This window comes from Zavarzinia aquatilis, from assembly GCF_003173035.1.
GTDB lineage: Bacteria > Pseudomonadota > Alphaproteobacteria > Zavarziniales > Zavarziniaceae > Zavarzinia > Zavarzinia aquatilis.
Map to the genome: position 1 here is coordinate 169,146 of NZ_QGLE01000005.1, position 12,405 is coordinate 181,550.

Annotated in this window: 13 protein-coding genes; 10 read left to right on the forward strand and 3 right to left on the reverse strand. The window is 66.7% G+C overall.

The annotated features are described in order from the left end of the window. Window position 1: 1 nt before the first annotated feature. The 9 genes from DKG74_RS10635 to DKG74_RS10675 all read left to right on the forward strand — a co-directional run bounded on the left by DKG74_RS10635 (window position 2) and on the right by DKG74_RS10675 (window position 7,142). A complete protein-coding gene (locus tag DKG74_RS10635) occupies window positions 2-316 on the forward strand; it encodes a HypC/HybG/HupF family hydrogenase formation chaperone (RefSeq protein WP_109905518.1) in 315 nt (104 codons plus the stop codon). Window positions 317-319: 3 nt separating this feature from the next. Further along, complete coding sequence (locus DKG74_RS10640; protein WP_109905520.1) at window positions 320-736, forward strand: thioredoxin domain-containing protein; 417 nt, start codon at window positions 320-322, stop codon at window positions 734-736. A 10-nt stretch (window positions 737-746) separates the two neighbouring features. Beyond that, window positions 747-1,610, forward strand: a complete 864-nt coding sequence (locus DKG74_RS10645; RefSeq protein ID WP_109905522.1) for a hydrogenase expression/formation protein — start codon at window positions 747-749, stop codon at window positions 1,608-1,610. 11 nt (window positions 1,611-1,621) lie between these two features. Next, window positions 1,622-2,428: a [NiFe]-hydrogenase assembly chaperone HybE gene (locus DKG74_RS10650; protein ID WP_109905524.1), complete on the forward strand. Its 807-nt coding sequence runs from the start codon at window positions 1,622-1,624 to the stop codon at window positions 2,426-2,428. Next, on the forward strand, window positions 2,425-3,414 hold the full coding sequence (locus DKG74_RS10655; protein ID WP_109905526.1) for a nickel-dependent hydrogenase large subunit: 990 nt from the start codon (window positions 2,425-2,427) through the stop codon (window positions 3,412-3,414). The genes DKG74_RS10650 and DKG74_RS10655 overlap by 4 nt, the downstream gene beginning before the upstream one ends. After that, window positions 3,407-3,748 (forward strand): hydrogenase maturation nickel metallochaperone HypA, encoded by a 342-nt coding sequence (gene hypA, locus DKG74_RS10660; RefSeq protein ID WP_109905528.1) that lies wholly within the window; start codon window positions 3,407-3,409, stop codon window positions 3,746-3,748. The genes DKG74_RS10655 and hypA overlap by 8 nt, the downstream gene beginning before the upstream one ends. Then, the gene (gene hypB, locus DKG74_RS10665; RefSeq protein WP_109905530.1) at window positions 3,748-4,716 is read left to right on the forward strand and encodes a hydrogenase nickel incorporation protein HypB; all 969 of its coding nucleotides are present in this window, start codon (window positions 3,748-3,750) and stop codon (window positions 4,714-4,716) included. Before hypA ends, hypB begins: the two co-directional genes overlap by 1 nt. Continuing rightward, window positions 4,716-6,173, forward strand: coding sequence for a sigma-54-dependent transcriptional regulator (locus tag DKG74_RS10670; RefSeq protein WP_109905532.1), 1,458 nt, complete (start codon window positions 4,716-4,718; stop codon window positions 6,171-6,173). Before hypB ends, DKG74_RS10670 begins: the two co-directional genes overlap by 1 nt. A gap of 114 nt (window positions 6,174-6,287) precedes the next feature. Then, complete coding sequence (locus DKG74_RS10675) at window positions 6,288-7,142, forward strand: hypothetical protein (protein WP_109905534.1); 855 nt, start codon at window positions 6,288-6,290, stop codon at window positions 7,140-7,142. Here DKG74_RS10675 and DKG74_RS10680 read toward each other — a convergent pair. The 3 genes from DKG74_RS10680 to DKG74_RS10690 form a co-directional block, all read right to left on the reverse strand. After that, entirely contained in the window at window positions 7,102-8,283 is a 1,182-nt protein-coding gene (locus tag DKG74_RS10680; protein ID WP_165837635.1) for a helix-turn-helix transcriptional regulator, read from the reverse strand. The genes DKG74_RS10675 and DKG74_RS10680 overlap by 41 nt on opposite strands. A 377-nt stretch (window positions 8,284-8,660) precedes the next feature. Continuing rightward, complete coding sequence (locus DKG74_RS10685) at window positions 8,661-10,403, reverse strand: B12-binding domain-containing radical SAM protein (RefSeq protein WP_109905538.1); 1,743 nt, start codon at window positions 10,401-10,403, stop codon at window positions 8,661-8,663. 138 nt (window positions 10,404-10,541) lie between these two features. Then, window positions 10,542-10,721, reverse strand: coding sequence for a hypothetical protein (locus tag DKG74_RS10690; protein WP_109905540.1), 180 nt, complete (start codon window positions 10,719-10,721; stop codon window positions 10,542-10,544). A gap of 1,100 nt (window positions 10,722-11,821) precedes the next feature. Here DKG74_RS10690 and DKG74_RS10695 point away from each other — a divergent pair. Further along, entirely contained in the window at window positions 11,822-12,343 is a 522-nt protein-coding gene (locus tag DKG74_RS10695; protein ID WP_109905542.1) for a hypothetical protein, read from the forward strand. The last annotated feature ends 62 nt before the right edge of the window (window positions 12,344-12,405 follow it).

Genomic DNA, 12,405 nt, shown 5'->3' on the forward strand with positions numbered 1-12,405 from the left:
CATGTGTATCGCGACACCCATGCGGCTCGACCGGGTGGAGGGTATCCACGGCCTCGCCGGGGCCGAGACCATCGACCTCTCGCTGGTGCCGGAAGCCGCCGCCGGTGACTGGGTTCTCGTCTTTCTCGGCGTCGCCCGCCGAGCCCTCGGGGCGGAGGAGGCGGCGCAGATTCTCGCCGCCCTCGATGGCCTCGCCGCCGTGATGCAGGGCCGCGGCGCCGATTTCGATCATCTCTTCGCCGATCTTGCCGGGCGCGAGCCCGCATTGCCCCCACACCTCGAAGCGGCGCGCGCCGCTGGACGGAAGGAAGCCTGAGCCATGGCCGAAGCTGCCGCCTTGCCCCCGCTGGTCACCCGACTGACCGCAGAATTCGGTTATCCCCTGCTGGCGGCGGAAGACGCCGGCCTGCCCGCGCTCAAGGGCGGCGACTGGCTGATTTTCCTGCCCGGCCATGGCCAGGCCCATGTCGAGACCCTCGACGTCGCGGTGATCCTGCCCGAACTCGTCACCGTCTTCGGTGGCCGGGTGAAGGCGGCGGTCGCCGGCCCGGAACTCGAAAAGACCCTGCGCCGCCAGCTCGACGGCATCGCGCTGCCGGCCCTCGTCGCCGTGCGCGGTCATGAACTGCTCGGCTCGATTTCGCGCGTGCGCGACTGGCACGACTACATCGCCACCATCCGCGCCCTGTTCGAGGGCAAGCGCAGCACGGCCGCCGGTTCGACCGCCATTCAGTGAGGGCAGCAGCATGAGCAGCAATCTGATCGGCATGACCCGGCCCCCCGTCGGCTACGGCCCCGGCAGCCAGCCGTCCGAGGACGAGGAAGGCCTCGAATATCTGTCCATGCCGAAGGACATGCAGGTCTATGCCCCGCATGTCCCGTCGGTCGCCGACCCGAGCGCCGTCGTCGCCGGTCTCGGCCGGCTCGACGCGCTGCATGACGGCCTTGTCCGCCATACCGCGGCCGCGCCCTTCTCGGTCACGCTCGACGACCTCTCCGGACCCGACCGCGCCCTGATCGACGAGGCGCTGGGCGAGGGCGAGGTCTCGGCCGTCGTCATCGGCCCGGACGAGCGGATCGAGATCCAGGAGGCGACCCTCGCCGGGGTGTGGCGCCTGCGCCTCCATGGCCGGGGCGGCCGCCTGTCCGAGCGGGTCGAGGTCGGCGCCTTCCCCCGGGTCGGGGTCGAACGGGCCTTTCCGCCCGCGCGCCGCGATATCGCCGCCCGTCTCGCCGCGCTGCCGCCCGGGGTGATCAACGCGCCCGCCGTCCTGGCCGAACTCGACTATCGCAGCCGGGAATGGCGCCCGGGCGTTGCCAGCCATGTCGTCAACCTGTCCCTGCTGCCCCATTCGCCCGAGGACATGGCCTTCCTCGACGACGTGCTGGGGCAGGGCGCCACCACCATTCTGTCGCGCGGCTATGGCAATTGCCGGCTGACCTCGACCGCGCTCGCCCATGTCTGGCGGGTGCGCTTCTATAATTCGGTCGACACGCTGATCCTCGACACGATCGAGGTGACCGACCTGCCCGAAGTCGCCTGTGCCGCCATCGAGGATATCGCCGACAGCGCGGACCGGCTGGGCGACATCATCGAAGCGATCCGCTGAAAGGGGCCGCCATGACCGCGCTGCGTTTCGAAGGCTCCTACCTCGGCGATGCCACGCGGCTGCCGCCGCGGGCGCGCATGGAATGCAAGATCTGCTGGCACGTCTACGACCCGGCCGAGGGCTGTTCGGTCTGGCAGGTGCCGGCGGGCACGCCCTTCACCGCCCTGCCGCCCGAATGGCGCTGCCCGGTCTGCGACGGCGAGCGTAACCAGTTCATGCTGCTCGACGACGGCGAACCGGTTCCCGAGGGCGCGGACGCGCAGGCACGCGCCCTCGCGCCCCGGATCGAGGAGACGTTCCGCGCCATCGCGGCGAAGGACATGGCCGGTGTCCCCGTGGTCAACGACAAGCTGGGCGTGAAGGCGGTCGGCTTTCGGGAATGGCAGGGTCAGGCTCTCGGCGTTCTCGTCACACCCTGGTTCATGAACCTCGTGCTGCTGCCCCTCGACAGTGCGGCCGAGGCGCCGGTGGTCGGGACCAAGCGGCTGGTCGAGTTTCCCTCGGGTCGCTACGAATTCGTCCAGGGCTTCGATGCCCGCCTTGGGCCGTGGGAAGGCTGCTCGCTGTTCTCGCCCATGTTCGAATTCCCGTCCATGGTCGACGCGGTCGATGTCGCGGCGGCGGTGATGACGGCGCTGTTCGATCCCGATATTCGCGAAGGTGGCGCCCCGACCGCCGAAATCCGCCAGCGCCGCGAGGCGGAACTGGCGGCGGCGGAAGCGCCAGCGCCCTTGGCTGCGTCCGAATTGCCGGTCGAAGCCACGGCCGGGGCCTCGCGCCGGGCGCTGCTGTTCGGCGGCGGAGCCGGAGAGCCGTGATCGACGCCGGCCTCCTCATCACCCTCGAGCGGACGGGCGAGGGGATGCGCCCGGTCTTCGAGATGACGCGGGGGGCCGATCCCGGGCGCCTGTTCACGGGGCGTAGCGCGGCGGCCACCGCCGCCCTGGTGCCTCTCATCTTCAATCTTTGCTCGGCGGCGCAGGAGCGGGCGGCGCGCGGCGCCCTTGGCCTGCCCTGCGCCGGGGGCGAGGCCACCATCCGGCAAGAGCATTTGCGCGACCATGCGCTCTGCCTCGGCGTGACCTGGCCGGCCCTGCTGGGCGAAGGACCGGACAATGAATTGCTCTCGCTGGTCGCCGATTACGGCACGGGCCGGGCGTCGGCGGCGGCCTTGCGCGACCATCTCCTGGGCACGCCGATGGATGACGGTCCCCTGACCCTGCCGCGACTCGAGCGTCTGATGGCCGGCGGGGCGACCGCCTTCCTTCGCCTGCTGGCGGCCGTCCGGACAAGGCTTCGGCCCCATTGGGGCCGGGCGGCCCTGCCGGCGCCATCGCCCGCCGATATCGCCGATCATCTGACCGGACGGCGGGTCGCGCTGCGTGAGACCACGGCGCGCGATGCCGTCGCCGGGCACCCGCTGCTGCGGGCGCTGGAAGCCGGGGAGGGGCGCAGCCTGTTCGCCCGCATGGTGGCGCGGCTGCTCGATTTCCTGCGTGTGCTCGATCCGGCGGCGGTCTTCGCGCCGGCCTCGCGCCCGCTGCCCGGCGTCGGCGTCGCGACGGCGGTGCGCGGCCTTGTCGGCCATTTCGCCGAGTTGCGGGACGAGCGCGTCGCGGCCTATCGTCTGGTGACGCCGACCGACTGGAACACGGCGCCGGGCGGCATCCTCGCCCAGGTGCTGGCGGCCCTGCCGGCGGCGGGCGATCTGCCCTTCCTGGCCCGGCTGGCGGTGTCCTGCGTGAACCCTTGCGTGCCCACCACCATCGCCATAGACGGCGCGAGGTATCCGGCTCATGCATGAGATGGCCCTGTGCGAAAGCGTTCTGGCGGCGATCGAGGATTCGGCCCGCGCGAACAATTTCACCCGGGTGCGCCGGGTCCGGCTGGAAATCGGCCGTTTCGCCGGGGTCGAGGTGCAGGCCCTGCGCTTCGGTTTCGATGTCGTGACGCGCGGCACCCTGTGCGAGGGCGCCGAACTCGTGGTGCTGGAGCCGCCGGGCAAGGCCTGGTGCTTCGATTGTTCGTCGACGGTCGACCTGCTGGCGCGGATCGACCCCTGTCCCCAATGCGGCGGCCATCGCCTGCAGCCGGTCAGCGGGGACCAAATGACCATCAAGGATCTGGAGGTGGAATGATGTGCACGGTTTGCGGATGTTCGGGCGCCGGTGCCGCCATCGAAGGGCACCACCACCACGATCACGATCATCCCCATGATCACGCGCATGATCATGACCACGACCATGTCCACGACCATCATCACGGTCACCACCATGACCACGACCATGGCCATGATCATGATCACCACCATCACGATCATGACCACGGCACCCACGATTACGGGCAGGGCCCGGCCCATGCCCATGCGCCCGGCCTGTCGCAGACGCGCATGGTGGAGATCGAGCGGGGCATTCTTTCGGCCAACGACGCCCTCGCCGCGCGCAATCGCGCGGAACTGGCGGCGAAATGGCAGTTCGCGCTGAATTTCCTGTCCAGCCCGGGCGCCGGCAAGACGACGCTGCTGGTCGAAACCCTGTGCCGGCTGCATGGCCGGCTGCCGCTCGCCGTCGTCGAGGGCGACCAGCAGACCAGCAATGACGCCGAGCGTATCCGCGCCGCCGGCTCGCCCGCGATCCAGGTCAATACCGGCAAGGGGTGTCACCTCGATGCCGGCATGGTCGGCCGCGCCCTCGCCGCGCTCGACACGCCCGAGGGCGCCCTTGTCTTCATCGAGAATGTCGGCAATCTGGTCTGCCCGGCAGGCTTCGACCTGGGCGAGGCCAAGCGCGTCACCCTGGTCTCGGTCACCGAGGGGGAGGACAAGCCGCTGAAATATCCCGACGCCTTCGCCGGGGCCGACCTCGTGCTGGTCACCAAGGCCGATCTTCTGCCCCATCTCGATTTCGACGTGGACCGTCTCGTCGCCAATATCGCCCGGGTGAACAACCGGGCGCGCGTGCTGCGCCTCTCCACCCGCAGCGGGGAGGGGATGGAAGCCTGGCTCGACTGGCTGCTGGCCGCGCGCAAGGGCTTCGTCGAGGATCTGGCCGCAAGGGCCGAGGCGCGCGCCGCCGGTCTGCGCCAGGCCGCCGGGATCCCCGCCTGATGGACAGCCGCCCGGTCATCCTGATCGTCGATGACGAACCGCGCTCGGTCGAGGTGATCGCGCGCGTCCTCGACGAGGATTTCGAGGTCCTGACCGCCACCGGGGCCGAGGCGGCGCTGCGCCATCTCGAAAACAACTGGGTGCAGGTCGTGCTGGCGGACCAGCGGATGCCGGATGTCACCGGCGTCGCCCTTCTGGCCCAGGTTCGGGAGCGGTGGCCCGACATCGCCCGCATCCTGGTGACCGGTTATACCGACCCGGACGACATGATCAGGGCGATCAACGAGGCCGGCATCTATCAGTTCATCGCCAAGCCCTGGCACCCGGACCAGCTGCTGCTGACCGTGCGCAACGCCGCCCGCCAGTTCCAGCTCCAGCGCGAGCACGACCGGCTGTCGATCGAGATGAAGCTGCTCGGCCCGACGCTGGAAACCCGCCTCGCCAACCGGCGCGACCGCATCCGTCAGGGCTTCCATTTCGACACGCTGATCCGCGCGACCGGCAGTCCGCTGGACGAGACCTGCCGCGTGGCGGCCCAGGTCGCGACCTTCGACGTGCCCGTCCTGATCCTCGGCGAGACCGGCACCGGCAAGGAATTGCTGGCGCGCGCCATCCACTATGGCTCCCTGCGCAGCGACCGGCCGTTCCAGGCGGAAAATTGCGGCGCCATTCCGGACGAATTGCTGGAATCCGAACTCTTCGGCCACAAGCGCGGCGCCTTCACCGGGGCGGTCGCCAATCGCGTCGGCCTGCTCGAACAGGCGGATGGCGGCACGGTCTTCCTCGACGAAATCGGCGATGTTTCCCCGGCCTTTCAGGTCAAGCTGCTGCGCTTCCTGCAGGAAGGCGAAATCCGCCCGGTCGGCTCCAACGAATCCCGTCATGTCAACGTGCGCGTGATCGCCGCCACCCACCGCGACCTTGGCGCCGAGGTGCGGGCCGGCCGCTTCCGTCAGGATCTTTATTACCGGCTGGCCAGCATGGAATTGCAGGTGCCGCCGCTGCGCGCCCGCCCGGGCGACATCCGCCTGCTGGCCGAAGTCACCCTGGACCGGCTGTGCACGACCCATGGCAAGGCGGTGAAGGGCCTGACCGAGGATGCTATCGCCTGTCTCGAGGCCTACGACTGGCCGGGTAACGTGCGCGAGTTGCAGAACGAGCTGACCCGCGCCCTCGTGCTCGCCGAGCGCGACCGGCTGGGGCCCGAGTGCCTGTCGGCCCGTGTTCTCGCCGGGGCGGCGCAGCAGGTCGGCGCCGCGCCCATTCCCGGCGCAGACCACGGCCCCCTGCGCGACCGGGTGGAGCGGGTGGAGGCGGCGATCCTGCTCGAGACCCTGCTGCGCTTCCGCTGGAACAAGAGCAAGGCGGCCAAGGAGCTGGGCCTGTCGCGCGTTGGCCTTCGCGCCAAGCTGGAGCGTTACGGCCTCGCGCCCGGTGGGGCCACGCGCTCTCACTGACCTCGGCCCGCGTCCTGCAGGCTTGCGGTTTGGCCATCGCGGCTCTATGCGATCAGGTGGACGCGAGGCGCCGGCTGCTCCGGCATCGGCCCGCCCGATTTCGAGGACCCGTCGATGGCCTGGCGGCTTTGCCTGTCGATTATGCTGATGCTGGCGCTTTCGGCCTGTTCCCGTGACCGACCGTCCTGGTTCTCGCGGGAGCGCAAGCCGCCGCCGACACTCGTCGTCCCCTTCACCCGTCTGGGGACCGTGCCGGTACTGGCCGGGGCGCCCGTGCTCGTCGTGCCGACGCAAGGCCTGCCGGCAACCGTCGACGGCCTGCCGATTCGGCTGGCGACAGCGATCGTCGATGCTCTTGTCGCGCGGGACGTGCTGGCCGCCACGCGCAGTGCCGGGGCATCGACCTATCTGCTGCAGACCGCTGTCGAAGGCGACAGCCTGCGTGCCCGGATGGTCGGACCCGACGGTCTGGCCATCATCGACAAGGCCGTGCCCCTGGACGCGCCTGTCGAGCAGCTCGACCGGGCGGGGCTGGAGCGTCTGGCTGCCGCGGTGGCGTCGGCCATTGTCGCGCTGCCCGACGGGGAGGCGACAATGGCGCAGGGCGGCACCCGCGTCCGGGTCGTCGGTGTCGAGGGGGCGCCCGGCGACGGCAATCGGGCGCTTGCTCTCGCGCTCGAGCGGGATCTTGCGCGTCGGGGGCTCGTTGTCGTCGATGCCGAAGGTCCGGACATCCTGTCGATCCGCGGCCGGGTCGAGGTCACGCGCAAGGAAACCCGGGACCATGTCGTGCTGCTGTGGCAGGTCTCGGCGCCGGGCCAAGACGGGGTCGCGACCATCCGGCAGGAAAACGACGTGCCTTCGGGCGCCCTGGACAGCAAGTGGGGGCTGATCGCGCCGGCCGCCGCCGAAGGGGGCGGCGACGGCATCACCGAGGCGATCTCGGCTTTCGCCGCGCGCGGTCGCTAGCTTTGCCGGTGCCGGGCGTGTCCGGCTTCGGCTCGTCGCCCTCGGGCTGCCGGCCGAGCAGGAACGACGCACTCGCCAGCATGGTCGCCAGTTCGGCCTGACGCTTTGCCCCGGTCTTGGCGAAGACGCTGCGCAATTGGGTGCGCAGCGTCTCGCGCGAAACATTGAGCAGGGTCGCCAGATCCTCCAGCGTCTTGCCTTCGGCCAACCCCTGGGCGACCCGCGCCTCGGCCGGGGTCAGGGCGAACAGCGCCTGAAGAAAGGCGGAGGACGGGGCGCTGAGCGGCCCGACCGGAACCGCCGTCAGCATCGCCGCGGACGAGGGGAAGAAATCGCGGCGATCATGGGGCAGCGCGATCAGGTGGAGCACCAGCGGCGGCTTGCCCGGGGCGCGAAGCGGCAGGGCCGAGGATCGCTCCAGGCTGCCCTCGATGGCGCCGGACAGCGCCAGATCGAAGGCGCGTTGCGCGGTCTCGTCAGCGATGGCGATGCGTCCACTCGGCCGATTGACGGCGATGGTGGGGCGCAGTGATTCCATCGCCGGATTGACCGCCAGAACCCGGCCATCGCCGTCGAGCACCGCCGCGGGCAGGCCCATGGCTTCAAGGGCATTCGTCGTCGCCTGTGCCTGCTGCGTGCCGGCCTGCGTCGACAGCACCAGACTGCGCTCGATATGGGGGCGCAGCCGCTCCAGGCTGTGGCGATCGTTCAGGGTGGGCTGGGATTGTTCGTCGCCGTAGAACAGCCGCAGGACGGCGATTTCACCGTTGGGGAGAGGGAACAGGGCGCCGACGGTTTCCGCGATATGGTCCCGGGCCAGAACATCGCTGTAAAGCGGGCTGGCGCGACGTTCCTGGTCCGAAAGCAGGTCGCCTTCGCTGAGGAAGCCCGGCAGTTGCTTTTCACGCGCCCGCGCCAGCCAGGGATCGGAGCGCCACCGGCCGTCGCCGAAAAACACCGACATCAGGGGCTCGATCGTCTCCGACGCCAGCCACCGGACGGAATCGCGAGTCGCCGTGTAGAGACAGGCCCCCCTGGCCCTATAGGATTCGGATATCTGGCCCAGGATGAAGGCCCAGTGCCGGGCGTCATGCGAGGTGGCATAGATATGCGCCAGAATCTTGAGAAGTGACTGAACCATCTGCGGTTGTTTTCTGTGGCGATGAAATTCGTGGCGAACCTCTGAATCGGTTGCCATCTCGCCGGGGCCGTGCCGCGCTGCCCTTGCGCGACTGCGGAGGCCTGTTCGCGAAGGTGGAAAGCCTTCGCTGCGGTGCCGCGCAGGGGGAACCCGGTCGGAATGGAAACCAAATCGAGCGAGTTCGCAATGTGCGGCGGGATTGAAATGGAATCATCACCCGTCCGGGTGACAGACGGTCAGTCTTTGCCTCAAAGCGTTGCGGCGGCGATCTTTTTCTCAATCGGGCCGCGCCCATGGCGGGCGCTTATGTGCCGATGATCTACCCTGAGGATGGGGGGGCGGGGCGGCGCCCACCGCTACGGGTGGCGCCGTCCCGCTCAGTTCGCCTTGGCGCGCTGGGCCGTTTCCGCCCGGCGCCGGGCATAGGCGGTGGTCCGGGTGGAGGCCACGAAAGCCTCGTTCGCGGCCACGTCATCGTGCCGGATGGCGTCGTCGACATAGTCGAGACGGTCGGGCGCCCGGCGCGCCTTGCGCATCATCAGCTTCAGCCGGCCATAGACCGACCACATGCGCGCCGTGCCCCGGAGCGATTGCCAGATGAAACGCGGATAGAAGACGAGGGCGCTTTCCAGCGGCAGGCCGTGGCGGCGCTGGCGGCGGCGGCGGACGCGGATGATGCCGGATTCGAGCATGGCGACGCCTTCCGACAGCACGGCCTCGCGATAGCCCAGCATCCGGTGCAGCAGCATGTTGGGGCGGTGGATGCGCAGCGCCAGCATCCGCTTCATGATCCGGCGGATATGCTCGAAATCGTAGAAGCTGAGGTGGGCGGCGCGGAAGGCTTCCTCCCAGTCCGCGTCCGACATGATCGGATGATGGGTGACCCGATGGTTCAGGTCGTATTTCGCCATGTCCGGGTCCATCCACACCCCGGCATCCAGCAGCTTCTTGTGATCCTCGCAGCCTGGCAGCGGCGTGAGATAATTCATGTAGAGGAAGTCGATCGGCAGCTGCGTCTTGATCGTTTCGATGTCGCGCAGGATCGAATCCCTGGTGTCGTGCGGGAAGCCGATGATGTAACCGCAGGTGATCAGCACCGGATGCTGCTTCCAGGCGAGGAACATCTCGCGGTAATCCTCGACCCGGTTCTGGCGCTTCTTGCTGGCCTCGAGACTGTCGGCATTGATGCTCTCAAGGCCGATGAAGATCTGGTCGGCGCCAGCCGCGACGCATTTCTCGATGAAATTCGGGATCTTGTGGGCCAGCGTATCGACCTGGATCAGCAGGTGGACCGCGATGCCTTCCTTGCGCAGGGCGATCATGCGGTCGAGCAGGGGCTCCCAGTTGCGGTTGCGGGCGAAATTGTCGTCCGTCAGGAAGAAGCCGGTAATGCCGCCCGCGACATTGCGCCGGATGATCGCCTCGAGATCGTCGGGGGTCCGGAACCGGCTTTTCCGGCCCTGCACGTTGATGATGGTGCAGAAGGAACATTCGAACGGGCAGCCCCGGCCGAGGTCGGCGGTCGACATGCGGTAGAGCAGGCGGCCCAGCTCGCGCTTCTCGACGATGGGCTGCGGCGCCCCCGCGAGATTGGGCTGATCCTTCAGGAAGTCGTAGAGCGGGGCCAGCGTGCCGGCATAGCCGTCGCGGATCACCGGGTCGATATGCCCGTCCTCCGCCTCGCCGGCGAAGAGGGAGATGCCAAGACCCTGCGCCTCAAGGATGTCGGGCGGGAGGGTCTTCAGCATGGCGAGAATGCCCGAGACGTGAAAGCCGCCGATGCACACGGGCACGCCGGCCGCCCGGAAGGGCCGGGCCAGATCGACCGCGCGCGGGAACATGTTGCTCTGCACGCCGACCATGAACACCAGCAGCCGGGCGCCGCGCCTTTTCGCTGCCTTCATGATGCGCGCGGGGTCGATCTTGGTGTTGGTCTCGTCCAGCCAGTATTGGCGGATGTCGACATCCGGCCCCAGCACCTGCCGCTCGGCCGCGTCCTGCACGATGCCGGAAAGGCAGGCCATGGAATTCGACGGCAGCACCGACCGCCACCATTGAATGGGATAGCCGTCGTCGTCGTAACGGGTCGGCTTGATCAGATAGATGTCGAGTGCCGGCATTAATCTTCACTTCTGTCACGGCCGGCCGCGCGATCACCCCCCTGGCACCGCGCGCCGACCATGGGACAGAGCAGAGTGAGCCACGGATTGCGGCGGCGGTCCAGCCGGCTTTGGGGCGCGCCCGCCGCGCCGCCGCCGTCAGCGGTAGCGACCGGGCACCCAGAACCCCTCGCGGTCCCAATGTCCGGGCACATAATAGGCAGGCGGCTCATGGCGATAGCCGCGCTCGTCATAGACGACGCAGCCACCCAGCACCGGGGCGAGCGCGCCCAGGGCGACCAACACGATCAAGCTCTTGCGCAAGGACAGGCGTGTCATCGGAACAGACTCCGATCCGGAAGGCCCCAGCCTCCACCGACTGAAACGCTTGGGTGGGGGCGATTCCTGCGTACCCGGTTTGTACCGGGAGGTGGTGCCGAAGTTGAGTATGGCGTCCCCATAATTCCCGTATAGTCGTAGTAATAGAGGCCCTGCTCCGACGCCGACACCGTCTTCGACACACGCCCCAGGCTGTCTCGGCGACATTGACCTCGTGGATCCTACACCACTATTTAGTATAGCGCCCCCGAATTTCCCTAACAAATTTACTGACAGGCCGCTGGAACTGATGGAGGGACGGCACCTTGTATAAATGCCACTGGCGCAGGCACGGCGTCGGGGGAAATCAGCACGAATCCATGCGCTTCACATGTCCTTATACATCCGTGCAGACGCTGAATATCTTCAGGAGACAAGCTTCCACGCCCAGTCGAGCATGCAACTTCACGCCCATTCTCGTCACGAAGTAAGTAACTTTTCCATTCTCTACAACTCGCAATCGCAGTCGAACAGAGAAAAAAGGAAAAAATTTTAATCGTTACATTTCGCCTTACCATCTTTCTGCCATGGTTTTGGCGGATATGATTGCGGGACACCTTCCATAAAACTTGCTGGTTCATGCGAGTCACCATTCACAACAGTTCCAACAAATAGGCTGAGTATAGCGGCTGGCAAATATATCGGCCCAAGAATTTGCCCCTGTATTGTATGCTGATATTCGTGTTGGCCAACGGTATGAGCGGGGTTTTCCGGGGATTGGTCGTCCGGCATCATTGGGTCATAGTTGATAGTGTTACCCAGAGTCGCCGCGCTTACATTTAACGGGTGATAAGGGGACGCGGTGATAAGGGGAGGTGATAAGGGGACGCTATATCTAACTGGGTGATAAGGGGACGCTATATCTAACTGTGATGTAAACACCGGCTAGGTGATAAGGGGAATTTCAGGGACGCTATAGTTAATTGAATGGTGCCCATATCATTCAAAATGAATATGGCGTCTACGAAACACCGATGCCAGTGTTCTCGTTCATGCGGGACTGTCCCTGGTTGTAACGCAAAGGGTACGGTCCACTGGAGATAAAACCAGCGGAGAGTCAGATGGATCGCACACTGCTGGCGGGCGAGCGGGTATTGTGGGAAGGGCAGCCGATCGCCGGCCTGGTTCTTGGGCCGAAGGATTTTATTCTTATTCCCTTCTCGCTCTTCTGGACAGGCTTTGCCGTTTTCTGGAATGCCATGGCGTGGAAGGATGGTTCGTCATTGCTGTTCCAATTGTTCGGGTTGCCGTTTCTGGTTGTGGGGTTTTTCATCTTGTTCGGGCGCTTCTGGGCAGATGCTTACATCCGTCGCAGGCTGTTTTATCGGGTGACCGACCAGCGTGTGATGATTGTCAGGCAGGGGCCTTTCGCCGAGCTGAAATCTCTCGATATACAGAAGTTGCCGACATTGGAGCTGGATGAGCGATCTGATGGCCGCGGCACGATCCGCTTTGGTTCCTGTGTGTCCGGACAGTTCGGTGGCCGCGCTCAGATTTTGCCCGTGCTCGACACAGTTCCGCAATTCTATGCCATCGAAAATGCAAGGGCGGTGTTTGAACTCATCCGCCAGCAGTTTCACTAGCTAGTGAACTCAAAGATCCGCCGGCTTTCGTACGGCTTCAGCAGCCATGAAGTGATGTGGGA

Bases quoted from the DNA above. Each gene is read 5' to 3' on its own strand.
- DKG74_RS10675 (WP_109905534.1), top strand. From the start codon at position 6,288: ATGGCCTGGCGGCTTTGCCTGTCGATTATGCTGATGCTGGCGCTTTCG.
- hypB (WP_109905530.1), top strand. From the start codon at position 3,748: ATGTGCACGGTTTGCGGATGTTCGGGCGCCGGTGCCGCCATCGAAGGG.
- hypA (WP_109905528.1), top strand. From the start codon at position 3,407: ATGCATGAGATGGCCCTGTGCGAAAGCGTTCTGGCGGCGATCGAGGAT.
- DKG74_RS10640 (WP_109905520.1), top strand. From the start codon at position 320: ATGGCCGAAGCTGCCGCCTTGCCCCCGCTGGTCACCCGACTGACCGCA.
- DKG74_RS10670 (WP_109905532.1), top strand. From the start codon at position 4,716: ATGGACAGCCGCCCGGTCATCCTGATCGTCGATGACGAACCGCGCTCG.
- DKG74_RS10685 (WP_109905538.1), bottom strand. From the start codon at position 10,403: ATGCCGGCACTCGACATCTATCTGATCAAGCCGACCCGTTACGACGAC.
- DKG74_RS10680 (WP_165837635.1), bottom strand. From the start codon at position 8,283: ATGGTTCAGTCACTTCTCAAGATTCTGGCGCATATCTATGCCACCTCG.
- DKG74_RS10650 (WP_109905524.1), top strand. From the start codon at position 1,622: ATGACCGCGCTGCGTTTCGAAGGCTCCTACCTCGGCGATGCCACGCGG.
- DKG74_RS10690 (WP_109905540.1), bottom strand. From the start codon at position 10,721: ATGACACGCCTGTCCTTGCGCAAGAGCTTGATCGTGTTGGTCGCCCTG.
- DKG74_RS10645 (WP_109905522.1), top strand. From the start codon at position 747: ATGAGCAGCAATCTGATCGGCATGACCCGGCCCCCCGTCGGCTACGGC.
- DKG74_RS10695 (WP_109905542.1), top strand. From the start codon at position 11,822: ATGGATCGCACACTGCTGGCGGGCGAGCGGGTATTGTGGGAAGGGCAG.
- DKG74_RS10635 (WP_109905518.1), top strand. From the start codon at position 2: ATGTGTATCGCGACACCCATGCGGCTCGACCGGGTGGAGGGTATCCAC.